Here is a 26333-nt window from a genome sequence, read left to right on the forward strand (position 1 = left end):
TCATTTATTAAGTTTAAAATCAGATAGTTAACTTTAATTTTTATTTTTTTAATTGTTCTTGCTTTAGATATTAGTAGATAAAACTTTAAATACGAACCTTAATGTCAAAGATACATTAATGTTGGCGTAAATTGAAAAATATTATATTTAACCTTACTCGAGATTAGAGGTTAACTAACTCAATCAGGTTATTTACTATAGTTTATCTGTTACAGATGAAAGCAAGATAAAGTGAGTAATTGCCACCTTATCTTGATAGTTTTGATGTGAACGACTGAGTAAATTTATTTAGCCGTAGCAGCCCAATAAATACCACCGAATAAATGATCTAGAAAATAAGAGTTACGATAGACAGCTGAGGTATGCCCTAATGCGGTGTAAAAGGATCTACCACCATCATAATATTGGTACCAAGCAATTGGATGAAAATTTCCCATTCCATGGCCAATAACATCGCCCATGTTAGCTCTAGGCTCGTAGCTCGTCTCATCAACAGCTAATAAATAATTTAACTTATTAGATAACTCAGGTCCAAACTCATACCATTCATCTGTCCATAATTGATTTTTGGGAAACCAAGATAAACCCGGAAAGTCATGATTGACTAAGTCCAATTTAGCGGTTTGAATTTCAGGGTGAACAATAAAGCGCCGGCCAACCAGTTTAGTGTACCAAGTCCAATTGTGTTCAGTATCTGATGCACTATGAATACCCACAAATCCCTTACCTCTTTGAATAAATTGCTTAAAGGCCTGCTTTTGAGTATGGTTAAAAACATCCCCACTGGTAGATAAAAAAACGATTGCATCAAATCGATTTAAATTTTCTTCGTTAAACTGGTTTGGGTCTTCATGCCACTCAAGATCAAAATGATGCTTTTCAGCTAGCTTTTTAATTGCCGTTACGCCGTCTAAAATAGATTCATGATGCCAAGCATTCGTTTTAGTAAATAACATCACATTAAATTGTTTGGCCATTAGCTCCCCCATGAAAGTTAAATTGATAAATATAGCTAATACTAATTTCATAAATTCTCTTTAACAGCTTGTCTTTGAAGCCAATAGATTTTGATTCAATTCGGTATAAGAGAAGTACTCAAAATCAGCATAATGGTTTGAATGAGATAGATCTTGGCAACAAATTCCGATAAAAGCACCGGTAAAAGCAGCTTTATAAGCATTGCTATTTGAACAAACATAATCGTCAGAGAGAATCGACATATTCAATACATGTGGCATATTAATCCAATCAACTGCATCCAATGAATAAGCATAAACTAGTTCAGTGCCAACCACTTCACACCTAAGGTAAACGAAGACATTATCTGGTAATTCAATAGCTTGTGTAGGGTACTGAGTTAAAACTCTATTATTATAAGTTAAACAAACGAGTTCACGCTTGCCATCTTCTCTACCTTGAATCGCTAAATAGTGCCAATGAGTCGTGTTGTAATAACATACCAAACCTGCACTTTGCTGATAGCACGTTGGGGTAAAATCTATTTTAGTTTGCGCGAAAAATTCATGGTTTTGCACCCTTCTTGCTAACAAGCTTTGCTCGAAAGTTGAAGCCAAAGAGTCGCGCCCATAAAGTCGTAACCAATTATCACGCGCCTTTAAATCAGCCCATTGACTAGTGATGGGTTGGCGCAGCGAACTTAAATTAATGTCTAGGTTTTGGTTATCAAAATTGTCACACCAATCAATTGGCTGATATTTAGTCTCTACTGTGCCAATCTGTGGGATTACTTCACGCGCCAATTTATTGTTTGATTTAAGATGCAGCCAAGCATCATCTCCCCAATAAACTTGCTCAATAGCGGTTTCTCTTCCTAAAACACATCTTCTATTTTCACCTACTGGTCGACTAGTTAAAAATACCATGTACCAGTTACCATCTGCACCTTGGCAGATATCAGCATGTCCTGTTTTTTGCAATAAATTTTCAGTGTTAGCTTTTGCGGTTAAAATTGGATTATTCGGGTGAAATTCGTATGGGCCTGTTAATGACTTGGATCTCGCTATACTCACAGCATGATCATAACTAGTCCCACCTTCAGCTAGGATTAAATAATAAAACTCTCCTCTTTTGTATAAATGAGGACCTTCTGATAATCCAAGCTCTGAGCCCTTTGTAATTAGCACTTCATCACCAATTAGCGATTGACGTTCTGGGCAATATTCCTGCAGCACTATTCCGCCAAACAATTTATTATTGCGATGATCAACTTTCATATTAACCAGCCATTTTTTGTCATCGTCATGAAATAACGAAGGGTCAAACCCTGAATGGTTAAGCTTTATTGGGCTTGACCAAGGGCCTGTTATATCAGAAGCTGTGATTAAATAGTTTGTTAAATCTTTCCAAGGACCATCAAAACTTTTTACTATGGTATAAACCAAATAATAAATACCATTAGAATATGACAAACAAGGTGCCCAAACCCCACAAGAATCAGGAATTCCTTTTAAATCGAGTAGCTGGTTATTATTTAGTGGATGGGTAATAAGATGCCAATTCACTAAGTCTGTCGAATGATGAATTTGAACACCTGGAAACCATTCAAAAGTAGAAGTCGCGATATAATAATTTTCATCAACACATATAATCGAAGGGTCTGGATTAAACCCTCTCAAAATAGGATTACTCAGCATGCTCTATTGCCTATAATTTATATTCATCTAAATCTATGTTAGGGATTATACCACCAGAAACAATCTAATTGTCAAATAGACAATTAGATTGTTGTTAACAGGTCAATTAATATATCATTCAGTTGGAAGGGGCTTTAATTTAAGCGGTAAAGTAAAAATAAAGGTTAGTCCGTGGCCTAGTTTGCTGTTTGTTTTAACTTTACCTTGCAGTGTTTGAGTAACTAAATTAAAGATGATGTTTAAGCCTAAACCTGAACCACCTTTGTTACGCAAAGTGGTATAAAAAGGCGCAAAGATTTTATCTAAGTCTTCTTCATTTACACCTTTTCCTGAGTCTTTATAAGTAAAAATGAGTTTTTCACCTTCAACGGTAAAATCTATTGTTATGCTGCCTGAATCATTTTGACTAAATCCATGACGTAAAGAATTAATCACCATGTTTGAAATGATTTGGGCATACGCGCCTGGGTAGCTATCCAACTGCAAACTATCATCGCCATTAATTTCGATCAACAAGTTATATTTCTTAGTTTCAGGTTGAAGGCTATGTAAAATTTCTTCAATATATTCTTTTAGCTTGAATCTGCGTAACTGCTCACTTGTGGAGTCAACCGCTATTTCCTTAAAATGTTGTATTAAAGATGAAGCCCTTTGGATATTATTTAAAATAATACTGAAACCTTCATCGACTTTACTGAAATAAGCTTCAAGAGACTTTCTGGTCATTTTGTTATCTTTATAAGCTTTCTCCATTACAACCAAATCACTTTGTAAACAGGTACCTGCCGTTAAACATATCCCTAATGGCGTGTTTATTTCATGTGCAACACCTGCAACTAATTGCCCTAACAATGACATTTTTTCAGTTTCTATTATATGTTGCTGGGCTAGAGTTAATTGCTCCATTGCTTCTGATAATTCATTATTAGCTGTAATTAACTCTTGTGTTCTTTCATGAACTCTTCGCTCTAAATTCTCATGCTCAAGTTCAATTTTTCCGGCCATAGTAGCCAATAGAGTTATAATTTGCTCAATTTCGGAGAAATAAGCTTTTGGTGACTTAGGTTTATCCTCACCAGAAAAGTATGCTTGAACTAAATCTTGTAACTGCTTCAATGGTTTTAAAAAAATTAAAGCGATCCCCCAAGCAATGACCATAAAAACAGCGAGAAAAATGCCAGTTAGTGATAAAAAGCCTTGAGTTAACTCTGTCACCGGTTGAAACACTAACTCTCTTTTGAAATCAAATGCCAACACAAGCTCACTTGGGTATTCTGGAATTTCTAACTGACCAATCAAAGTTAAAGCATCGTCGGTTATGACTTGTTGATTAGTCAGTATTGCTTGGTTATTAATACTGGCATTTGCTAAATAGGCTTCGTTTTGAGAAAACTTAATCTCACTGAGTAAGTTCTCCATCGGTAATAAGGCGATTAAAAGCCCAGTGAATTCGGCAAATTCATCCGCTTTGGCAAGATCACTCAAAAATAAAGGGGCAACAAATACGATTAAATGATCACTTTGGTATTGCTTTGGCGCCAGATTCTTTTCACCTAGGTCTTTAACCAAACTAGGTGATTCTAGAATATGGGTTTGAGTTCGAGCTTGGTACCCTTGCTGATATAGAGCAGAAAAATAAGGGAACAGTGACTCTATTTCAAGTAGTTCAGCATAGAGTGGTGTTGCTGTGACAGTCCAATTATCTTGATCGACTAAGACCATGGCACTAATCATATCTTGTTCATCTAATATGACGGATAATTTTTCTCTCGCTTTGTTACTAAAGGTACCTGTCATCGCAGCTAAACTAATCAAATTATCTTTCGCGGCTTGCTGAAATTTAGTATGGAAAGAAGATAACTTAAAGTTAATTAATTGCGTCACGTTGGTTGTTTCAACATTTAGCTTAGCTAATCTCTCTTTACCTTGTATTTCACTAAACTCACCAACCAGATAAAAGCTAACAACCAAGGCTGGCACGACAGATAATAAAAATAATGCCAGAATCAATGAAGCTCTTAAACTTGCTAAAGGGTTAGTTATCATTTTTTGCCTTAGCAGTGATCTTACGTTTTTCATACTGAGCTTTTTTATTCATATATTTAGCTGCATTTTCCGCACTTAATTCTCCAGTTATATATAATTCTAAGCCTTTTTCAATACTGTCCCAAACTGAAGCCATCTCTGAAGAGGATGGCATAGGTTTACTCATTTTAAGTTGCTGTATGAACCATTTGAAGTTGTTCCCCCCATTTTCAACTAAGTCTTGCATCGCCTCTGAATGTGTCGGCATGGATTGAGTTTCATGGTATACCCTTTTAGCAACTGCTTTTGATTGGACATACTCAGAAAATTTAATTAAAGCATCACGCTTATTAGAAGTTAATGACTGGTTAGGAAAAACAAGTAACAAAGCTGATTTCATTGAAACTATAGGTTTACCACTAATAGAAGGTAGCAGAGCAACCCCGAGATCATCACCTAACTCTTGATATATACGGCTATATTCCCAATCACCGTTTATTGCGTATGCATATTCACCGGTTAAAAATGCCTCACGAGCACAGATATAACCACAGTTAATATCAAAAACTCGATTGTCAGTATTTTTCTTAAAAAATTCTAAAGTTTTAATCATTTCGGGAGTATCTAAACTTAGATTATTACTTATCGCAAATTTAGGGTCAAAAGCGTTGAGAAAGCTAACAAATCCATAAGCAGAATAATAATCAAAAGCCAAAAATTTATATTGCTTATCAAGCATCTTTGACTGTTCTGTTAATTCCTGCCACGAAGCAGCAGGCTTTTCTACAATTCGTTTATTGTAATAAAGTACTAAGTGGTTACCATGCGTTAGTGGGATCCCGTAAGGAACCCCATTTTGGTAAACAAAAAAATCTAGTTCAGGTAACAATGAATCTGAAAGTAAGCTAGAAGGGACTGAAGATAATTTAAAAATATTTTTAATACCTAAATTATCAGACTGGAAAAGCACCATTTCAGGTGCTTTATTAGAAAATACAGCTTGAGATAGTGACGGATTTAAACTTTTCCATGGAATAATTGAAATTTGAATTTTAATATCTGGGTGTTGCTGCGAAAAATCATCTGCTATGGCTTGCCAAAATGATTTGGTGTAGCCTTGGCTATGCCATAATCTAAGCTCGGTTTTTGCCCATAAGTTGAAACTCGTTACACACAATACAATATATAAAAGCCAGCTTTTAAATTTCATTAACTATCTTCCAGAAATGCCAGAATAGATAATCAAGCACATAAAAACTACGAACATATGTGCCAATACCAAGTACATAGCTAAGTATAGATTAATATTAAGCATTCGCTGCTTTGCTCAATATAAAAAATATACTAAAAAGCTAAGCTTCAAGCCTAAATATCAAACTTGAAATTGACGTATGTTACTAAGTTACTTCCGGCAATATATCGCCATCGAGTTTGCGTCGAGAATTAGCTTTCCCTAAAACCGTTAGTGTCACCACAAATGTCAACATAATAGCTATGATAGTCGCAAGCTCAATTTGGATACCTGCACCAAGCTCTTTAGAGGAAAAGACAAAGGTGAAAACGACTGTTGTCATAAACATTGCTGGTACAGTGCATATCCAATGAAATTTACGATGAATAAACAGATAAGATGCAGCAGTCCATAACATAATGACAGCTGTAGCTTGGTTAGCTAAACCAAAATAGCGCCATACGAGACCAAAATCGATTTGGGTTAGAACCCCACCTAAGATAAATAATGGAATAGCCAAAATCAGTCTATGATTTAATTTGATTTGTGGCATTTTAAATAACTCGGATAAAATTAAACGCGCTGAACGAAAAGCAGTATCGCCAGAAGTAATAGGCAGAATTATTACGCCCAAAACAGCTGCAAACCCACCTATAACACCTAGTAATTCAGTAGAAGCCGAATAAACTAAGTTGGCAGGATTGCCCGCCATGCCTTGGTTTAGTTGCTCAATACCGCCAAAGAAAGATAAAGCAATGGCACACCATATTAAAGCAATGACACCCTCACCTATCATGGCACCATAAAAAACAAAGCGACCATTCCTTTCGTTTTGTACACATCTAGCCATTAGTGGAGATTGTGTCGCATGAAACCCAGAAACGGCTCCACACGCAATCGTAATAAATAAAGCAGGCCACAGTGGCATATCATTAGGGTTCAAATTAGTGAAAAAATCTGAAACTTGGGTATTTGGTAGTAAGGTATGCTCTGAAGATAATACAATGGCAATGGTTAACCCGACAGACATGAAGAGTAACAGTGCACCAAATATTGGATATAACTTTCCAATAATTTTATTTATGGGTAATACGGTAGCGATTAAGTAGTAAATAAATATCGCAATCAAAAAGTAAATGGCATTAATACTGGTTAATTTTTCAAGCAAATTAGCAGGCGCAGATATAAATACAACCCCCACTAGCAGTAACAATATAGTCGCAAATATATTAGTTAAGTGCTTCATACTTAAGCCTAAATATTTACCCGCTAAGTTTGGAATTGAGTTACCGCCATTTCGGATAGACAACATACCTGAAAAATAATCATGTACTGCACCAGCGAATATACAACCAAATACAATCCAAAGCATAGCGGCTGGACCATATAAAGCGCCTAAAATAGGACCAAATATAGGCCCTATTCCAGATATATTTAAAAGTTGAATGAGGTAGATTTTAAACTTTGACATGGGGACAAAATCAATACCATCATTTTGGCTAATAGCAGGTGTATCACGCTTGGTATTTATACCAAAAATTGACTCAACTGATTTGCCATAAATAAAATAACCTAGAATAAGCAAACCTACACAAATAAAAAAATACAGCACCCTTAACTCCTAATTTCAAAACAAGATAATATATAAATGTTTTAAAACCTGAATTTGACACTTATTTGGGTATGAATCTCAATATTATATGACCATGAAATATATCTGGTACTTTAATTAAACAGCAAGAATCCAAATTCATGACTCAATAAAATTCATGTTTCATTTGGGTAATGAAACATGAATCACTTATGCTTATTTTTCAGCACTAAGCTCAAATGCTCAGTAATTGAAGTCGTAATATCTGACTGTACTGAGAACATGTTTTCTAAATTTAAATCTCTGGTATAGCTTTCTGCCCACACGTGCTCATTACTATTTACTTCAATCAGTTGAATACTGATTTTTACTTGATCACTAGCGCGTTGCATTGAACCGATTAATAAGTGGCTTGCATTTAATTCAGAGCCGATTTTGTCGCTGTTTTTATTTTGCTGTAAATAAACGCCAACAGATAAATGTGAGATAATTTTTATATCTGATATTTTGGATAATTTAGCGGTTAATTCGCCACAAAAACCTTCTATAAAAATGTTATCGTTTTCAACTTCACTGACAACTCTAAAAGGGATAACTGCGATTGTCTGCTGACTTGATATATTATCTAAATTTGATTGTATAAGTGGCTGTTTCTGAATTTGCGATAAGAAGTAACCCCCTCCAATACAGACAGTTACTAAGCATATAATAAAGCTTGGCACTAAAAATCGATTAGTTGACTGTTTTAGCTTAGACTCACCTTCTCGTTCTGCTGCATCATTTGAGATATCATTACTTGAACATGGCGTCAATTGGGCAACAAACTGATACCCTCTTCCTCGTATCGTTTTAATAACAGCTTGTTTGACACCATCATCACCAAGCAAAGTTCTGGCACTATTAATGTGATTACTTAAGGTGGCATCTGAAACGACTCGTCCTAACCAAATTTTTTCGAATAATTCATCCCTTGTAACCACTTTATCGCGATTATTAATTAGGTAAACGATCAAGTTAAATACTTGAGGTTCAATCGGTACATTAAGACCCGAATTTTTTAGACAAAAATTGTCAGTATCTAACTCATAAGTATTAAATTGATAGATCATTTAATCAGCCATGCTCAGTTATCTTTAAATAAGGGAAATAAAAGCTCGCTAATAATACCTCAGCCAAGATACTTTGTTAACATTTAACCTTACGACTCAACAAGTTTAATCCTTGGTTAAATATCATTCAATTAGCATGGAAACAAACTAGATTATCTAAATATTAGATAATCATTAACTAAAAATTAGTTCATAATTACCAAAATGAACCACCAACATAATAATATTCGTCTACTGTGCTGAAAATAAAAAATCACAATATATTCAGGCAATTAGACTATATCCGGAGTTACTATGTTGTATCGTTACTATTCATCAATTACATTTTTCATTTTATTATTAACCCTATTACCCAGTAGTATTCGGGCAAGTACTGAATATCAATTAAGTCACCAAACCATTGCGCCTACAATTGATGGTGTAATAGACGAACCCCAGTGGCAACAAGCCACAACAATGTCACTTGATTATGATGATGTACCAGGCAAAGGTGCACCAGCACCAGTTAAAACAATTGCATATTTATACGAAGATGGTAAAAGTTTGCATGTTGCACTACATGCATTCACACCGAACCCAGAACAAATTAGAGCTCATTTATCTGATCGCGATCAAGCTAGAGCGGATGATTTACTTGGGATAGTCATAGACACTTTTAATGACGAACGCAACGGTTACGAATTTTTCGTCAATCCGCTAGGTGTTCAAATTGATGCCCGCATGACAGACAAACGCGGTTGGAAAACCAACGACAGTTGGAATGCCAGTTGGCAAAGTGCAGCAACAATGACCCCTGACGGTTGGCGCGCTGAACTGAGTATCCCATTAAGTATCCTACGTTTCGCGAACACAAAAGAACAACAAACTTGGGGTATCGCAGTTTATCGTTCCCATCAAGGTAAATCACAACGATGGCTTACTAATTTTAAACGTGACAACAAGCAAAATTGTAACTTATGTCAATTTTCTAAAATAACTGGATTTCGTAACGTTAAACAAAGCAATAACCTACAGGTTATCCCGGGTGTCACATATAGCCAAAAAAGGCACAGACTAAATTCGAGTGAAGCATGGGTAGAAGAAAAAGAGCTGGCCGCAAGTGTTAACATTAGTTGGGCACCTAATGAAAATAGCACACTTAATGCCACCATTAATCCTGATTTTTCTCAAGTTGAAGCAGACACAGCCCAACTCGACATTAATAGCCCGCACGCGTTATCTGTCGCAGAAAAACGAACTTTCTTCCTTGAGGGTACCGAATATCTAACAACTGATTTATTAAACTTGGTTCATACCCGTAGCATAGTTGCACCAGAATACGGGCTTAAGTACAGTGGTAAAAGCGGCTCACAAAGCTATGGTGTTTTAATCGCAAATGATCAAGAAACGCGGTTTGTACTCCCTAATAATCAAAGTTCTAGCATTACTGAATTATCAACTAGTTCGCCAAGTGACTTATTAATTGCTAGATATAATCAAGACTTAGGTGAAAAAACAAGTATAGGTGCGTTATATACTCAGCGTAGTAATACAAAATACAGAAATTCTTTGATTTCAATAGATGGGAAACTTGCATTAACTGGATCTGATTTATTGCATTTTCAATGGGCACACAGTGATAGCAAAAACCCCTTCGACATACAAAGCGCACACGACCTAACGCAAAACCAAAAAGGTAATGCTTTATCATTAAATTATAATCGTGATTTATATAGATACACATTAGGAGCAGCTTATGAAAATATAGGGCAAGGCTTTAGGGCTGATTTAGGTTTCATAACCGAAGCTGATTATATCCGAAAAAAATTAAATGGTAGCCTTAAGTTTTATGGCGAAAACAATTCTTGGTTTAAGCGTGGTTCAACTTCTGCAAACTATCATCATAAAGCAGATCGCCAAGGGCAATTACTCTCAGAAAAAATGTCATTATCCGCCAATATGGAAGGTATCTACCATGCTTCTGCTACGCTAACTTTAGATGACGAAACTCGATTATTTAAAGATAGATTTGATGATTCTGAAACTTACTTTAAATTAAATCAAATCCATCTAGATTCAAAATTCCAGCCCATTTCGAGCGTAAAACTAAATTTTATCGCAACTAGAGGTGATGCTATTGATTATCAAAATGGTCAATTGGGTGCATTTAAACGATTTAAATCAGAAGCCAATTTATACCTTGGACAAAGACTCAATATCAAATTTTCTCATGAGTATCGTTCAATAGACTCAGATAAAACTCAACATGTTATTGATGGTCAATTACAACAGTTTGACGCAGGTAATATTTTTCAAGCTAAACAGAATGACTTGCGTATAAGCTACCAGTTTAACACTAAAGCTCAGCTAAAACTGATTAGTCAGTATACCCACATTAAACGCAATACTGAGCTACATCGTGCTAATCGCGATAATAACCCTAGTAATGACATCGCTGCATTAACCAGAAATATCAATAATCAGATCGTTTTTTCTTATAAACTCAATGCGGATAGTTTGTTTTATTTGGGCTACTCGGATCAAGGTGCCCACAACCCAGAGCTAGGGCATTTAGAAACGCGTGAGCGTAGAATATTTTCAAAATTCAGTTACGCTTGGCGCAATTAAGTTAAATTTGGAGTGCTTGGTTAAATTCGCTAGTCGTTTACTAGCGAATTTGCTTTGTTAGAAGAAATGTCCCTAGAACAACCGTTTAAGCCTAAACATTTTAAAAGCTAGCAAACTGCTTATCCCAATTCATCTGATTAAATTTTCCCACCACAGCCACAGATTAAAATAATCAAAAAGGTTATCTTGACCCTTCCAAGACAAGGATTGATAAAATTTCATTTAGAAGTGATTATACGATATGATTTATATTCTAAATTAAAGATTCACCATACAGATTAGTTAAAAGCTTTACTGTCAGCTTAACTAGCTAATACAAACTAGCTTATAATTGATCTGTATCTAAATGGTTTTTTTATGAATAAAAAATTATCTATCGCTCACACTAACCAGTCAAGAAAAGTGATCAAAGTTCATAATGACGATAATGTTGTTGTGGCTATCGCCCCTTTAACTAAAGGTAGCCTACTCGATCCTTGCTATGGCTCAGTGTTACTACAAGAAGACATTCCTGCGGGTCATAAAATCAGTTTAAATCAACTTAAAGCAGGTGATGTCATTGTTAAATATGGCTTTGCCATAGGTGAAGTCAGTTGTGATATTTCCCCTGGTCAACACGTCCATAGCCATAATTTAAAAACCAAATTAAATGGATCTGAAACCTACCAATTTAAACATGAGAACAAATTTGAACCTAAGCAGCAAGAAGTCCCCCACTTTTTAGGCTACTTACGTAAAAATGGATCGGTCGGCATTCGAAATGAAGTTTGGGTGATTAATACCGTAGGCTGTGTTAACCAATCCGCTAAACGCATAATAGATATATGCAAACATAAATTTGCAGGTAAGGCAGATGATTTTTTAGCCATTACTCACCCTTACGGCTGTTCTCAACTAGGAGATGATTTAAGCAATACTAAAAATTTACTTTCTAGCTTGATCCAACATTCAAATGCTGGCGGTGTTTTAGTAATAGGTTTGGGCTGTGAAAATAACCAATTAACACAATTAATTGCAGATATTACTGGTCTTGATGAATCCAGAGTTTATTATTTTAATTCACAAGAAGTAGACAATGAAATTGAGTCTGGTGTTGAATGTATCGAATTATTACTAAAAGAGATGCAACAAGATACTAGAAGCAAACAATCGGTAACAAAGTTAACTTTGGGTATGAAATGTGGCGGTTCTGATGGCTTTAGTGGCTTAAGCGCTAATTCAATTGTTGGTCGTATTACGGATAAGTTAACTCGATATGGTGGCAGAGTCATCTTAACCGAAACACCAGAAATGTTTGGTGCAGAACAAGTATTAATGGATAGATCGGCAACCAAAAATATCTTTAATCAAATCGTAAAACTTGTCAGTGATTTCAAACAGTATTTTATAAACAATAATCAACCTATATACGAAAATCCATCCCCTGGTAATAAATCAGGCGGTTTAACCACACTTGAAGAAAAGTCATTAGGTGCAATTCAAAAAGGCGGACAAGCCATCATAAACCAAGTGATAGATTATGGCGAAAAAGCAAGCCAATCAGCTGGATTAACCCTACTACAAGCACCTGGTAACGATGCAGTTTCATCTACGGCATTGACTGCAGCAGGCGCACATATCATCTTATTTACGACAGGACGAGGGACTCCTCTGGGTTTTCCTGTTCCTACCATTAAAATTTCAAGTAATTCAAATATTGCCAAGCGAAAACCGCACTGGATTGACTTCAATGCAGGCAAAATTCTTGATGAAAATATGGATATTGACCAATGCGCAGATGAGTTATTTGAATATATTTTGAAAGTGGCATCAGGGGAAAAAACGAATAATGAAATTCACGATAATCGTGAAATCGCAATTTGGAAAAAAGGCGTCACATTGTAATCTTTGCTTAAACTCAGTCTATTGAAGTTTGTGTTCTGACCATATTTTCGACACGAGTTCAGATGGCTGCCTAGATTCGAGCGAAATCAATAGCGATTGCACAACATTCTATAATTTAGACAAAAACCAAGACTGACAAATTGATAAGGCTGAACTCGAATTAATAAAATAAGAAAGAAAAGCACAACTCGCTGAAACGAGCTAAGAAAGGAAAAGAGGCAGTTTGATAATAAAGATTAAATCAAAGAAAAAACATAAACCAAAGTCGAAAGCCGTAAAACAGAATAATATTAAAGACAGTAACAGGATTAAGAAATGGGATAGACGCAACCTTACATATAAAAAATCTCTGATGTAAAATTCAGAGATTTTTTAATTGTTAAAGCTATATTAGTTAAACCAAATTTAAGCACCCACGAGTTAATCTAATGCAAGGTGTTTAATACTTATCAATAAACACCTGCCATCCTACTTGCCATATTACTTATACAAAATTGAAGGTAGCCACAAAGATAATTCTGGAATAAATGTGACTAAACCTAAGACAAACACCAATGGGATTAAGAATGGTAGTGTTGCTTTGGTACAAGTTTCAAATGGCACTTTAGTGACACGAGACAAGACGTATAAAACCATTCCAACGGGTGGTGTTAATAACCCTATCATTAAATTTAGTACCATGATGATACCAAAATGCACAGGATTTATCCCCAAACCAATCGCGATGGGTAATAAGATTGGCGTTAAAATAGTGATTGCGGCTATGGTTTCCATAAAACAGCCAACGATAAACAAAATCAGAACCATAAGGAGTAATAGTATGGTTTTGTTTTCAGTAAAACCTAGCATCCACTGAGTAAATACTTCAGTAATTTGCTGTGTCGTTAACACCCAAGAAAAAATTGAAGCACCTGCAATAATCAGCAAAATAATACTGCTTGTTTCTATCGTTTCAAGACTGATTGCGACTAACTGTTTAAACGTCAGCGTTTTATATACGACTGAACTCAGTACCAGAGCATAAGCACTAGCAGCAACCGCTGCTTCAGTAGCAGTAAATACACCAAACAAAATGCCACCAATAATTATTACGGGCGTCATTAACGACAAAAATGCAGACTTAAAAGTCACTAAAGTTTTAGTTACTGAAAATCCAGCGTCTTTTGGATAATTTCTTTTTCTGGCATACCAGGCAATCATAGCCATTAAACCTAGTGCCATTAATAAACCTGGGATTAAACCTGCAGCAAATAACTGGCCAATTGAAGCCGATGCCATGACACCATAAATGATAATAGGTAAACTTGGCGGAATTATCGGTCCTATGGTAGATGATGCTGCTGTTATGCCAACTGCAAAACCAGCATCGTAGCCTTTATCACGCATTGCTTTTACTTCTATTGCGCCTAAACCGCCAGCATCTGCAACAGCAGCGCCTGACATACCAGCAAATAATACTGAAGCACCAACGTTTACATGCCCTAAACCGCCCCTTAACCAACCAACTAAAGAGTTCGCAAAATCAAAAATACGCTGAGTAATGCCAGATGCGTTCATTAACGCCCCTGCAAATACAAAAAATGGGATAGACAACAATGGAAAACTATTAATGCCAGCAACCATACGGTGCAACACAACAAGCTCTGGCAATAAGCCATCAACCATGATTGCTAATAATGACGAAGCTATTAGCGCGAAAGCAACTGGAACGCCCAGAATAATCAGCACAAGTAATGAGATAAATAAAACGGCAATAACCATATTTATAGTCCTTGACTTTGATTGTTAAGTGGATTGGATTTGTTTGTGAGGTTTTGACGTTTACTAAGCAAAACACGAATCGTCCTAACTAACATAGCCAGTAAAAAAACAAACAAAATTTGATATACCCAGGTCAGAGATAAGGGTATAGATGCTAATGAATGAGGCGCAATCAGTGGTATAATTTGCAGACAGAAATATGCCAATACACAAATCACGACAAAGTTAAAACATTCAATAACTATTTCTAGCATACCGAGCATTCTTTTAGGTACCCAGCGATGAAATAGTGTCATGGCGATATGCGCTTGATTACGACTAGCGATGCTCGCACCAGCAAATGCCAATAAAATGAGCAAATAGCGACTCACCTCTTCAGACCAACCTAGCGGATAATTAAATACATAACGACTAAAAAACTGTGCAAACAAAATAAGGGCTAATCCCCAAAACACAATTAAACATACCCAGTCTTCGACGTGCAGGTTTTTTAATTGAATTGGTTGATGATGAGCTTCTAAATTATCCATTACTAATTCACTCCTTCAGCATTGTCGGGGTTAAGCGAAATAAGTTTTTGATAGTTCTCACGCCCAACTTTTTCTACATAAGGTGCATGGCGTTTAAGGGTAGCTTGGCGAAAGCTTTGAGTATCAAATTGATTAACACTAATGCCATTTTGTTGAAACCAGTCAATCAGTGCGAGTTCATTATGTCGAGTTTCTTCGCTCACTTTAACCGCAGCTTGCTGCAATACTGTTTGTAATACCTCTCTGTCTTGCGCTTGCAATTTATCCCAACGATAACTGCTTACGATCGTCAGAATTGAACCCATTAAATGCCCTGTTAGGTTAATATGTTTCTGAACTTCATAAAGTTTTTTGGCTTTAATCGTCGGCAAAGGGTTTTCTTGTGCGTCCACCACACCTTGTTGCAGTGCCATATAAACTTCTGAAAAGGCAATAGGGGTAGGATTAGCACCCACCGCTAGCGGAAACTCTTTAAAAATACTGGCATTGGGTACACGTATTTTTAAATTTTTCATACCAGCCAAATCAACAATTGCTGTATTTGAAGTTACATGTCTCTGGCCGTAATAACTATTACCCAGTATTTTATTGCCTCTTGTAGCACTAGCGTAATCATCCGCTAAGCTTAATAGTAATTCACTATTGTTAAAGGCTTGCCAATGCTCATAGCCGTCAAATACATAGGGTAAATCGGCAATGGCTAACGATGGTGACAGCTGCGCAGCAAAACTTGTTCCGGTATAGATAATATCAACCACACCTAAACTTAAACTTTCGTTTAGCTCAGCTTCTTTACCTAAAATCGAAATCGGAAAAATGTCTATTTCAACGCGCCCATTTGTTCTTCGCTGTACTTCGTCAGCAGCCCACACAGCCCATTTATGCAAAGGTTCGCTGGTTTCATATACATGTCCCCACAACAAACGTTCGGTTGCAGTACTCAGGGGTATGCATAGCAGCATCGACAAAATAAGAATTACTTTTCTCATATATAGTCACCACATTTTTAAATTTTCAGGTAAATTAATAAGGCTAACGCTTATTTAAAACCAAGCGTTTACAGTATTTTTAACCAATGCTACTACACAATAGTTAAATGTTAACAATAATTTCAAAACCCTATACATTTAGTAACCTTTTAAATCTAGACGTTTTAAGGACAATAATGAAATATTTAAGCCTGATATTAATTAGTCTTGGTTGGTCGCAAATAAGCTTTGCTGCGCCGCCAAGTGGTGAGCAAGTTTACCGACAATATTGTGCTGGTTGCCATGGAGCCCAGTTACAAGGTGGATTAGGTGCAAACTTAGTTGACGACACTTGGTTACACGGTGATAGCGAAGGCGCCATTATCAAAACAATCAAAAACGGTGTTTTAGACAAAGGTATGCCTGCATTTTCAGCTGGCTTAGCGCCAGAGCAAATTAAATTGGTCGCACAATTTATTAAATCGCAGAATGACACGCCGAGTTCAGGTAAATTAGCTGAACAAAATAAATCCGTGACCAGCGAACACTACCAGTTTGATTTAAAATTACTAACTGTATTTGACAGCCTGACTTGGGCGATCACTTTTATCAATGATCAAGAATATCTAGCTACCGAGCGAGATACAGGTAATCTTTATTACGCTAATATTAATGGTACTTATCGCACCATTAAAGGTACACCTCAGGTTTGGAATAACGATCAAGGCGGAATGCTTGATATTGCACTAGACGTAAACTTTGCTGAAAACCAAACCATATATTTAGCTTACGCGAAAGAAAATGTAAATGACAATTGGCAACAGCCAAAAGGCATGACAGCAATACTTAAAGCTCGAATTGAAGGCGATAAGTTAGTTGATAAACAGGAAATCTTCAGCGTAGATGATGCTTTCGCCCTCCCATCTGGCCGCCATTTTGGTTCGCGTATCGTTGTGGATGATAAATACCTATACTTTTCAATCGGTGAGAGAGGCGTGCGCCCTGATGCACAAGATCTAACTAAGCCCAATGGTAAAATTCATCGCATACATTTAGATGGTTCAATACCATCTGACAACCCGTTCGACCGAGCTAACGCATATAAAAGCATTTGGACTTATGGCAACCGTAACCCACAAGGTTTAGCCAGACATCCAAGTACAGGTGAAATATGGTCTACCGAACATGGACCTAAAGGCGGAGATGAAATTAATCTAATTTCTAAAGGTTTAAATTATGGCTGGCCTGTGATTACCTATGGTTTAAATTACGACGGCACCTCAATGACAGATAAAACACATATGCCGGGAATGGAACAACCAATACGCTATTATGTACCATCAATCGCAACTGGCGGAATCGATTTTTACCACGGAGAAAAGTGGTCAAAATGGCAAAATAACATGCTTGTAACGGGTATGGGCGCTCAAGAGTTACGTCGCGTAAAAATAGTAAATAAACAAGTCGTTGAAGAAGAACTATTAGTGAAAGACTTCGGCCGAGTGCGAGATGTAGCAGTTAGCCCATCAGGTGATATTTACATTATGATCACACGTGATCATAAAGGCCATATGTATAAACTGGAACAAAGAAACTAATCAACTCGCTTACCTAATATAGGCGTGAACAAGCTTCGCGCCTATAAAACTAAAACAACACCTGCAACTCAAACCTCATAATCCAGATACTACTTTTTCATTAACTACATCTAATATTACAACCCGCTCTTAAATTAAAGCTAAGCACATAACTCATTGTATTTATCGACTCAGCCAAAAACTAAAATAAACAAACTAAAATTTAACTTAAAAAATTCAAATTATATTTATTTCCTCATCTTTCGCTCATATTGACATAGCTAATATAGCTTCAAGGTTAAGGGAAAGTCGATAACAAACCATAACTTAACCAAAACAAAATATGTCAATTAAGTTTAAAGGTGACTCAAATGAAAACATTACACTCAGCTATCTTAGTTTCTTTACTAGCCATGGGCGCTAACACATTTGCAAATGCAGCTAATGATATCGAATCTAAAAAACGACAACACAAAAACCCACTTCATCATTTATTTGATACTAATCAAGACGGCGTAATTGATTCGAGCGAAATCCAAAATGCGGGCACTTCATTAGATAAATTAGACAAAAACCAAGATGGTCAAATCGATAAAGAAGACTTCAAATTAATAAAAGAAGAGAAAAAAGCAAAACGTGCTGAAAATGGTGAAACCAAAAAACCAGGTAAACACAGATTTGCAAAAAAGCATTGTAAAGGTGGTAAGCATGGTAAATTTGCAGGCAAACACGTAAAATTTGATAGTAAAGACGTTAACAAAGATGGCATGCTTGACAGCTCAGAAGTCGATGAAAAATTCATCGAGCGTTTTGACACTGACCAAGATGGTTTAGTAAGTAAAACTGAAATTAAACAAACGATTAAAGCAAAAATGGAAAGCCGCAAAGCTGAATAACCTTTAGCTCAGGTGACTAATATTGGAATGGGATAGACGCAGCCTTCCCTGCCGAATTCTCTGACTCTAGTGATTTTAGGGTCAGAGAATTTTTTGAGGAAACTCAAAAGCCATGCACTGATTCAGCTAAAGATCATTTTTCCGAATTAAAGTAATGCCATCAGCAACTTGTAGCATGCTAATGTCTACCCTAATATCTTTTTTGATCTTGAGATTTAATTGTTTAACCATTTCTATGTCTGATTCAGACAATATCGCTTTTAACTCTTCAGGTAATAATGCCACATTTACAACTGAACCAAATAACAAAGTATTGTCGATTGCCATTAGCCCACCAGGTTTAAGTAACTTAAGTGACAACTCATAATACTGATCATAATTTTGTTTATCTGCATCAACAAAAATGAAATCAAATGTTTCCGCCTGTCCATCATCCAACAAAGAATTTAATGTTTGCACTGCAGGGCAAACTCTTAGATCAATCTTGTGACTAACACCAGCTTGCGCCCAATATTTTTGAGCAACACTTAACCATTCTTCGTTAATATCACACGCGATCATTTAGCCATCATCTGGTAAAGCTTGTGCAACACATAAAGCGCTATAGCCAGTATATACACCGATTTCAATCACTCTTTTCGCTGAAATTAGCTTTATTAGCAATGACATTAACTGCCCTTGCTCTGGTGGGATCTGCATGATTGCAGCTGGGTCTTTTTGCGTTTCTAACCGCAATTTATTTAAAATTTCGGATTCTCTCAACGAATTATTGAGCACATAGCTATATATTTCTTCACTATTATCTGCGAGTAATTTGTCCATTGACATTCCTTGTGATTTATAACAACTCGAGTAAAGGCACTGAGTTGCAGCTATAGTATCAAGGGCGTGTAGAAATTTGCATTATTTTTAAGTCACAGGCTGTTTAATTTATGAATATAACAGAATCTGTAAGGTTTAATCAGCTCGGTTTTGATTTGAACTTCTCCATACCTGCCACTTGTTGTAAATCAACAATTCGAATGCAGTTTAGCTATAAACTAAAAGCCTGATGGTAACTAACAACTCCGCTTGGCATGTCACCACTAATAACTAAGGATAGGAAATACTCTGGCGGAACCTCATTCAGTATTAACTGCGGTTCAGATTTAAAGCCAAATCGAGTATAGTATTCAGGTTCACCTAAGAGCACGCATCCTAGTGCACCTAACTCTTGAAGTGCTTTTAACCCAGCATTTATAAGCTGTGAACCAATACCTTGGTTTTGAAATTCCGGTATAACCGAAACAGGAGCTAACCCATACCAGTCAATAAATTCATTATTTATTTTTACTTTAGAAAACGCAATATGGCCAATTACAGTGCCATTAAACTCTGCAACTAGAGAAATAGAAAGTGCACTACCAGTACGCAATCCAGAGACGATTTTATGCTCAGTCTGATTACTGTGAGGATGGTTTTTAAAAGCCGCTATTGTGACAGTTTCAATGATAGCTACATCATGATAACACTCTGGTCTAATATTTATTTTATGAATCATTTATTACGCCTTACAAAGATAGGTGATACCATGCTGAGTAGTTTATTCATAATGCCAACAAAATCTAGAGACAAAAATAAAAATCAACCTACTTATTTTGTTTATTATAAAATCACCTATCACTTAATTTATTCCATTTATTTACAAAAAACTTGTTATTGTAATCATAAGCACTAACTTCACTTAGCTAGCTGTCGAAAATGGATGAGCTAAATAGCAAAAAATGCAGAGTATATAAGATTTAACTTTAGATTTAATTTCTATATGTAACTGTCCTTTATACTTTTTTGTCGAAATCTAACGGCTTTAATCAAAACATGTACTATATTGATTGAATGACCTTTTCTTTACTATCACGGTTTGATAATGCAGATACTAAATAAATTTAAAATAAAAACACGAATGATCGCCCTATCAATAGTACCTCTCGCTGTTACATTTATGTTTGCGTTAGAAAAGCTTGAGCAAGCTTATGCCAAGCAAGATAAAATTCACGAGTTAGAAATTGTATTAGAGTACGGAAATGTAACTTATCCATTAATTTCAACACTGTTAAACGAATCTTATTACAGTCGTCAATATATCGATAGCCTTGATAACGAAGTGCAAAATAGCCTGCAGAAAATGCAAACTTATAACAAAAGAGCACTTAAAGCTCAGGCTGATTATTCCAATTTCATCAATACAAATTCAGATAAATTGGCTCGATTTGAAGTCTTATCAGATCAAATAACACAAGTAAAAGCTTTGTTAGATACTATGGTTTATGTTCGAAAAGGTGCTAAAAATAAAACTCACACCCATGATGAAAGCGGTAAAAAAACGCATGTAATGTGGCAGTTTAACCTTACAGCTAGAAAGCTAGTATTAACCTTAAACGAGATAGCAGTTATCTCTAGCCAAAATGAAACGCTCAGTCGGATGTCGAACGCATACTTCAACCTAGTTTCAGCCCTAGCTGAAACCTCTTTCCATAACGCATATGCTTACACATCAATTAATAAGCAAATAGACGTGTATATCTTTGGAGAGATTTTTCGAGGTGCAACTTCTGTGACCAGAGCACACGAGTTATTTAACAGCTTTGCATCTAATGAATCTAAAATGTCATTTAACGAGATGATAAATCATCCTGATTACAAAAAATGGAACGATATTGCGCTGCAAGTTAGAACGAATATATATCAAAATGTAAATAAGAAAATACCTTTGCAAGAAGCTGTTGATTGGAATCAAATAAACAATAGCGTCGTCCAACTCTACGATAAAATGATGGAGCAAGTACTTTCTCAAATCATTGAAACTAAAGAAAATCTTATTAGTGAAGCGCAATTTCAAGTGGTCAATACGATTATTCTTTTATCCGTAGTTTTAGTCGTTATTGGCTTGTTTTCTTATCTGGTCGCGAACAGTATTGTTCAACCGTTGAAACGTATGGTTTACCTCTTTTCTGAACTGGCTACGCAAAAGGATATGTCGACTAAGCTGAATGAACAAGGCGATGATGAATTATCTGAGCTTAGCAAAGCCTTCAACACTTTAATTTTAAGTTTTAGAAAAACCTTGATAGGGGTACAAGATGAAACAGGTCATATTCAAGATGCTACCCAAATTGTAAGCAAATCTATGGCAGATACATCTGATTTGTTGACCAGTCAGCAATCTTCAACTGATAGTATATCTGTAGCGATTAATCAAATGACAACCACAATTGAAGAAGTCGCTAATATGGCGACTATGACTTCTGACAGTGTGCAAAAAACGTTTGAATTATCAATTTCAAGTGCAGAAAATGCGAAAAACAGTAAAAAAGCAATGGAACAGCTTACTCAAGAAGTTGGTAATACAGCAACATTGATTGAGCGTTTAAATCAAGATTCAGAGGAAATTGGAAGTATTTTGAATGTGATTCAAGGTATTGCTGAGCAAACAAACCTTCTCGCTTTAAATGCCGCAATTGAAGCCGCAAGAGCTGGCGAACAAGGAAGAGGTTTCGCCGTCGTTGCTGATGAAGTTAGAACCCTTGCTTCTAGAACTCGAGAGTCAACTGAACAAATACATCAGCAAATAGAAACCTTGCAACAGGGTGCTCTTTCAGCTGCAAAAAGTATGAATAACTTGCAAAATGAAGGAGAGCATGCTGTTGAAAGTGTTATTGAAAGCGTTGAAGCGTTTGAAAGCATTAAAACCGAACTAGATAGCGTAACTCAAATGGCCGTTCAAATTGCAACCGCAGCAGAAGAGCAAAGCAGCGTATCAAACGAAATCAATCAGCGAATCTTAACGATAAAAGGAGATAGCGACAATATTACGCATCAAACCTCAAATACGGTTAATAAAGCTCGTGAAATTGGTGACACTGGCGTTCGTTTAAATGAGCTTATCCATGAATTTAAACTCTAGCTTTCATTAACCACTAAAAAACATGCCACTTACCTGCACATCCAGCCTAATACGTTGTAGTGCGGGTAAGAAGGGCAAAAACCTGGACTAACTGCCAGCCTCCAACGGCTTGTGATTAATGCATTGATTCGTAAATTTAATTCGGCTCACCAATACCAACAAACCCGACCATACGGGAAACTAGCTCTGCGTCTTTTTCTACAAAATATTGACCCAGTTGAACTTGTTCAGCCCCATCAGGCCCCACACCAGCGAAAGCGACTGTGACACGAGTGACGCCAGCGACCGCATCACTTTTAATAACTTTCGCAGACCAACCTGGTGCATTTGCGCTAAACATACCGACATAGTTATTCAATGCTGGAATACCAGTTACCGTTTCGGGCGTGCGAGGATCGTTGTACTGTATTGCTTCTGTAACACAACTATTTATTTGTGTAAGTCGAAGATCAGCGTCCTCAACTTGCCATGCTTCAAAAAAGGTTTTAATGCAATCTGACATATTCTTCTCCAAATCTTATTTTGCATAATATCGAACCCACGAATAAAAAAGCCAGATAAGTTTTCTAAAATGGCTCTGGCTTACTGTTTTCTATAAGTGCCTGCCCTGCAGGTTCATATTTATTTTTTGCACATTGACAGCGAACCTTGATAAAGCTGTGTCAGTTCGACCTTTGATGTTTTAGTTCCTTCAAGCTTATACAAGTCAAACCCGCACAACTTAGATCCCATTCCGAAATTAGCTTTGTACTGACCATTAGGTTTAAGTTTAACCGCCACACCAATCGAACATATAGAGTTACCAATATTAGCTGCAACCATAATTCCAACCTCTTTATCTGTTGCTATGGCTAATTTACCATCCTGCCTCAACGATTCTGGCTCCACTCTAGCCTTGTTGGATAAACAGCCACTTTCGTCAATATCACCAATAAAGACATACCGACTTGAAGTTCCACCAAGCAATTGGAAATCAAATTCCTGACTAGGAACTTCAACAAGAGCGGCATTTGAACTATCGGCCATTTTATACGTAGACACACATCCTGTAGCAAACATAATTAGCGATAAGATAAATAATTTCTTCATTCCAGTACCATTCAAATAAACAAAATAGGCTTTAATAATGAGGCTATAATACAGAGCGAAGCTAAGGTATCAATCAAAACACATAAACAAACAATAGTAGTTTAAATAATATAACTCATAACCAATTGATTTAATGGTTTTCCATAAATGCCTCCCCTGTTAGTTTGTTCTATTACCTATTCAATTCTGGCTGGCTCATATGTGTTAAGTATTTAATTAAACTCTTGAGGTGTTAAATCAGGATCCTTATGTGCAAATTCCACTTCCGCTATTTTTTATCAGTTTCGCCTTTTGTTATTACATTCTTTTTTCTAATCATCCGATTTCTCAAACTCATTTTCTTTATCGTTTTCTAAGTTTAGTGACCATATCAACATAAAACTTGTTCCTTTTAAGCTTATAAAATAACCGGTGACGTTCTTACTATTTGATTAGATCTAACAACATTCAAAAATCTAGAGTTAATCTAGATTTAATAGATTCAAATTTTCGCCGTTCGCCAGAGCGAGTCCCAAAATATCTACTAAATAATTGATTCAATTAAACATCTATATTGCTTTGTAATATTTTTGTTGTTTTAGTCAATTTACACAATTCTTGCACAATTTCTGACTATAGTGCCTAACTATGTTGAATACATTAAAATAAGGATATACGTATGAGCAGTTGTCCCTACCCTCGTTGGCAAAAATCGAAAATATTTTTGCTGATCACAAGTCCACTGTGGGCTTATCAATCGCAAGCAGCACAATGTGAGTTTTCTGTTGCGAATGAATGGCAAAATGGATACACAGGTAAACTAGTCATCACCAACGACAGCAATGATGTGATTGAAGGTTGGCAAGTTGAATTAGCATTTAGTCAAAACGAAACGATTGGCAGTTCATGGAGTTCTAACTTAACTGGCAGTAATCCGTATTTTTTCACCAACAAAAGTTGGAATGCAAAGATCAACCCCGGCGAGTCCAAATCCTTTGGGTTTAACGGAACAAAAATCAATGGATCAATTGTCTCTCAGCCTGAGTTACGTGGTGTGTGTGATAGTACTGGTGGTGACAACGACGATACCCCTTTTTCTATTGAAATTAATGCTTCAACATTATCCGGTGTAGCGCCTTTAACTGTTGATTTTACTTCGCAAGTTGCAGGTGCGAGCGATGATGGAGTCGAGTACCTTTGGCGTATTGCTGATGAATCAATCGCAGTTACGAAAAATGCACAACACACCTTTGATACTGCTGGGATATATATAGTTACTCATATTGCCTCAAGTGGTGAGCAAGCACTAGAGTCACAACTAACCATAGAAGTTGAAGAGCCGCAGCCTGAATCAGCCCAGTGTCAACTAACCATTGAGCAAGAGTGGAACTCGGGTTTTAGAGCACGAGTTGATATTAGCAATACGGCTAATCAAACCATCGATGGCTGGCAAGTGTTAATGCAGTTTGAAGATTCAACTAAAATTACCGGCGTTTGGCATGGTAATCATACAGGCAGTAATCCATATACTATCGTTAACGAACAGTACAACCCGACTATAGCAGCAGGACAAACCATTAATTTTGGTTTTAATGCTGCAAAACCGGTTCCTGACACAGTACCAACAATTCCAGCGTTAGGCGGACTATGTTCGTTTGACGGCACCATAAATAATGCACCAAGGGCAGTTTCGACCGCTTCTGTGACTTCTGGCGAAGGGCCGTTAAGTGTCACCTTCAATGCTAATCAATCAACGGATATTGACGGTGATGAATTAACTTATCTTTGGGATTTTGGCGATGGTAACTCGTCAACAGAGATGCAGCCTACTCACATTTACCCAGCACAAGGTAATTATGTAGTTAACTTAACGGTCAACGATGGTGCGGTCAGTTCAAGCACCGAACCGTTAACCATTTCTGTATCAGAGCCACAAATAAGTCTGCCATATGTATTAGATAGCAATAACTCATCGCTTTATTTTGTTTCTACCAAAAAAGAACACACGGTTGAAACTCACACATTCCGCACTTTATCTGGCGATATTTCACTCGATGGTGATGCTAGGCTATCAATTGACTTAAGTAGTGTTGATACCGGCGTTGAAACTCGCGATGGTCGCATGAAGGAACATTTATTTGACATCAATACTTATCCGCTAGCGCAAGTTAGTTTGTCGTTAGATTACGATACGGTTAAAGCGGTTCCAGCAGGTACAACGCAAGAAATGGAGATTAGTGCGACGTTAAATTTGTATGGCGTTGATATCCAAATCGATACTCAAGTGCAAGTAAGCCGTTTGTCTTCATCACGTATTTTGGTACAAAACATTCAACCTATCTTATTAAATGCAACAGATTTTGGCCTCGAAGCAGGTATCGAAACCTTAAGAACCTTAGCAAATTTAACTTCGATAAGTTATGCCGTGCCAGTGAACTTTAATTTAGTGTTCCAAACACAAGAACCAGTACAAGCAGGCGAGGAGTAAA

Annotated in this window: 18 protein-coding genes and 1 pseudogene; 6 read left to right on the forward strand and 13 right to left on the reverse strand. The window is 36.5% G+C overall.

The features are described from left to right. Positions 1 to 284: 284 nt before the first annotated feature. The 6 genes from XM47_RS15790 to XM47_RS15815 all read right to left on the reverse strand — a co-directional run bounded on the left by XM47_RS15790 (position 285) and on the right by XM47_RS15815 (position 8610). Positions 285 to 1028 (reverse strand): ThuA domain-containing protein, encoded by a 744-nt coding sequence (locus XM47_RS15790; protein ID WP_048694666.1) that lies wholly within the window; start codon positions 1026 to 1028, stop codon positions 285 to 287. Positions 1029 to 1037: 9 nt separating this feature from the next. Next, on the reverse strand, positions 1038 to 2654 hold the full coding sequence (locus tag XM47_RS15795; RefSeq protein WP_048694668.1) for a glycoside hydrolase family 43 protein: 1617 nt from the start codon (positions 2652 to 2654) through the stop codon (positions 1038 to 1040). Between the two features lie 114 nt (positions 2655 to 2768). Next, positions 2769 to 4700, reverse strand: coding sequence for a sensor histidine kinase (locus XM47_RS15800; RefSeq protein ID WP_048694671.1), 1932 nt, complete (start codon positions 4698 to 4700; stop codon positions 2769 to 2771). Continuing rightward, on the reverse strand, positions 4690 to 5889 hold the full coding sequence (locus XM47_RS15805) for a sugar ABC transporter substrate-binding protein (protein ID WP_048694672.1): 1200 nt from the start codon (positions 5887 to 5889) through the stop codon (positions 4690 to 4692). Before XM47_RS15805 ends, XM47_RS15800 begins: the two co-directional genes overlap by 11 nt. A gap of 187 nt (positions 5890 to 6076) precedes the next feature. Continuing rightward, entirely contained in the window at positions 6077 to 7522 is a 1446-nt protein-coding gene (locus XM47_RS15810; RefSeq protein WP_048694675.1) for a carbon starvation CstA family protein, read from the reverse strand. A gap of 185 nt (positions 7523 to 7707) precedes the next feature. Further along, positions 7708 to 8610 carry a winged helix-turn-helix domain-containing protein gene (locus XM47_RS15815; protein ID WP_048694678.1) on the reverse strand — a complete coding sequence of 301 codons (903 nt, stop codon included), beginning with the start codon at positions 8608 to 8610 and terminating at the stop codon, positions 7708 to 7710. Positions 8611 to 8904: 294 nt separating this feature from the next. Here XM47_RS15815 and XM47_RS15820 point away from each other — a divergent pair, with 294 nt between their 5' ends. Both XM47_RS15820 and XM47_RS15825 read left to right on the forward strand, forming a co-directional pair. Then, positions 8905 to 11217 carry a carbohydrate binding family 9 domain-containing protein gene (locus XM47_RS15820; RefSeq protein WP_048694682.1) on the forward strand — a complete coding sequence of 771 codons (2313 nt, stop codon included), beginning with the start codon at positions 8905 to 8907 and terminating at the stop codon, positions 11215 to 11217. Between the two features lie 357 nt (positions 11218 to 11574). Further along, positions 11575 to 13101 (forward strand): UxaA family hydrolase, encoded by a 1527-nt coding sequence (locus XM47_RS15825; protein WP_048694685.1) that lies wholly within the window; start codon positions 11575 to 11577, stop codon positions 13099 to 13101. A 480-nt stretch (positions 13102 to 13581) separates the two neighbouring features. Here the strand turns inward: XM47_RS15825 and XM47_RS15830 are convergent, their stop codons facing one another. The 3 genes from XM47_RS15830 to XM47_RS15840 are packed head-to-tail and all read right to left on the reverse strand — an operon-like array spanning position 13582 to position 16381. Then, positions 13582 to 14862, reverse strand: a complete 1281-nt coding sequence (locus XM47_RS15830; protein WP_048694688.1) for a TRAP transporter large permease — start codon at positions 14860 to 14862, stop codon at positions 13582 to 13584. A 2-nt stretch (positions 14863 to 14864) separates the two neighbouring features. Then, entirely contained in the window at positions 14865 to 15392 is a 528-nt protein-coding gene (locus XM47_RS15835; protein WP_048694690.1) for a TRAP transporter small permease, read from the reverse strand. Positions 15393 to 15394: 2 nt separating this feature from the next. Then, the gene (locus XM47_RS15840; protein ID WP_048694692.1) at positions 15395 to 16381 is read right to left on the reverse strand and encodes a sialic acid TRAP transporter substrate-binding protein SiaP; all 987 of its coding nucleotides are present in this window, start codon (positions 16379 to 16381) and stop codon (positions 15395 to 15397) included. 176 nt (positions 16382 to 16557) lie between these two features. On the opposite strand from XM47_RS15840, the gene XM47_RS15845 reads away from it, so the two are divergent. Beyond that, entirely contained in the window at positions 16558 to 17958 is a 1401-nt protein-coding gene (locus tag XM47_RS15845) for a PQQ-dependent sugar dehydrogenase (RefSeq protein ID WP_048694696.1), read from the forward strand. Between the two features lie 350 nt (positions 17959 to 18308). Continuing rightward, a complete protein-coding gene (locus XM47_RS15850) occupies positions 18309 to 18833 on the forward strand; it encodes an EF-hand domain-containing protein (protein ID WP_048694698.1) in 525 nt (174 codons plus the stop codon). A gap of 126 nt (positions 18834 to 18959) precedes the next feature. Here the strand turns inward: XM47_RS15850 and XM47_RS19420 are convergent. Beyond that, positions 18960 to 19661 (reverse strand): annotated as a pseudogene (locus XM47_RS19420) (class I SAM-dependent methyltransferase). A 205-nt stretch (positions 19662 to 19866) separates the two neighbouring features. Beyond that, entirely contained in the window at positions 19867 to 20373 is a 507-nt protein-coding gene (locus XM47_RS15860; RefSeq protein WP_149865538.1) for a GNAT family N-acetyltransferase, read from the reverse strand. A 366-nt stretch (positions 20374 to 20739) separates the two neighbouring features. Here XM47_RS15860 and XM47_RS15865 point away from each other — a divergent pair, with 366 nt between their 5' ends. Beyond that, positions 20740 to 22776: a methyl-accepting chemotaxis protein gene (locus tag XM47_RS15865; protein ID WP_078061939.1), complete on the forward strand. Its 2037-nt coding sequence runs from the start codon at positions 20740 to 20742 to the stop codon at positions 22774 to 22776. 136 nt (positions 22777 to 22912) lie between these two features. On the opposite strand, the gene XM47_RS15870 is transcribed toward XM47_RS15865, so the two are convergent. Both XM47_RS15870 and XM47_RS15875 read right to left on the reverse strand, forming a co-directional pair. Further along, positions 22913 to 23278, reverse strand: coding sequence for a hypothetical protein (locus XM47_RS15870; RefSeq protein WP_048694703.1), 366 nt, complete (start codon positions 23276 to 23278; stop codon positions 22913 to 22915). Between the two features lie 119 nt (positions 23279 to 23397). Next, positions 23398 to 23865, reverse strand: coding sequence for a hypothetical protein (locus tag XM47_RS15875; protein WP_048694704.1), 468 nt, complete (start codon positions 23863 to 23865; stop codon positions 23398 to 23400). Positions 23866 to 24523: 658 nt separating this feature from the next. Here XM47_RS15875 and XM47_RS15880 point away from each other — a divergent pair. After that, positions 24524 to 26332: a cellulose binding domain-containing protein gene (locus tag XM47_RS15880; protein ID WP_053084592.1), complete on the forward strand. Its 1809-nt coding sequence runs from the start codon at positions 24524 to 24526 to the stop codon at positions 26330 to 26332. Position 26333: the final 1 nt, after the last annotated feature.

The organism is Catenovulum maritimum (assembly GCF_001050375.1).
GTDB lineage: Bacteria > Pseudomonadota > Gammaproteobacteria > Enterobacterales > Alteromonadaceae > Catenovulum > Catenovulum maritimum.

Coding starts and splice junctions, on each gene's coding strand:
- XM47_RS15790 (WP_048694666.1), bottom strand. CDS start 1,028: ATGAAATTAGTATTAGCTATATTTATCAATTTAACTTTCATGGGGGAG.
- XM47_RS15795 (WP_048694668.1), bottom strand. CDS start 2,654: ATGCTGAGTAATCCTATTTTGAGAGGGTTTAATCCAGACCCTTCGATT.
- XM47_RS15800 (WP_048694671.1), bottom strand. CDS start 4,700: ATGATAACTAACCCTTTAGCAAGTTTAAGAGCTTCATTGATTCTGGCA.
- XM47_RS15805 (WP_048694672.1), bottom strand. CDS start 5,889: ATGAAATTTAAAAGCTGGCTTTTATATATTGTATTGTGTGTAACGAGT.
- XM47_RS15815 (WP_048694678.1), bottom strand. CDS start 8,610: ATGATCTATCAATTTAATACTTATGAGTTAGATACTGACAATTTTTGT.
- XM47_RS15820 (WP_048694682.1), top strand. CDS start 8,905: ATGTTGTATCGTTACTATTCATCAATTACATTTTTCATTTTATTATTA.
- XM47_RS15825 (WP_048694685.1), top strand. CDS start 11,575: ATGAATAAAAAATTATCTATCGCTCACACTAACCAGTCAAGAAAAGTG.
- XM47_RS15830 (WP_048694688.1), bottom strand. CDS start 14,862: ATGGTTATTGCCGTTTTATTTATCTCATTACTTGTGCTGATTATTCTG.
- XM47_RS15835 (WP_048694690.1), bottom strand. CDS start 15,392: ATGGATAATTTAGAAGCTCATCATCAACCAATTCAATTAAAAAACCTG.
- XM47_RS15840 (WP_048694692.1), bottom strand. CDS start 16,381: ATGAGAAAAGTAATTCTTATTTTGTCGATGCTGCTATGCATACCCCTG.
- XM47_RS15845 (WP_048694696.1), top strand. CDS start 16,558: ATGAAATATTTAAGCCTGATATTAATTAGTCTTGGTTGGTCGCAAATA.
- XM47_RS15850 (WP_048694698.1), top strand. CDS start 18,309: ATGAAAACATTACACTCAGCTATCTTAGTTTCTTTACTAGCCATGGGC.
- XM47_RS15860 (WP_149865538.1), bottom strand. CDS start 20,373: ATGATTCATAAAATAAATATTAGACCAGAGTGTTATCATGATGTAGCT.
- XM47_RS15865 (WP_078061939.1), top strand. CDS start 20,740: ATGCAGATACTAAATAAATTTAAAATAAAAACACGAATGATCGCCCTA.
- XM47_RS15870 (WP_048694703.1), bottom strand. CDS start 23,278: ATGTCAGATTGCATTAAAACCTTTTTTGAAGCATGGCAAGTTGAGGAC.
- XM47_RS15875 (WP_048694704.1), bottom strand. CDS start 23,865: ATGAAGAAATTATTTATCTTATCGCTAATTATGTTTGCTACAGGATGT.
- XM47_RS15880 (WP_053084592.1), top strand. CDS start 24,524: ATGAGCAGTTGTCCCTACCCTCGTTGGCAAAAATCGAAAATATTTTTG.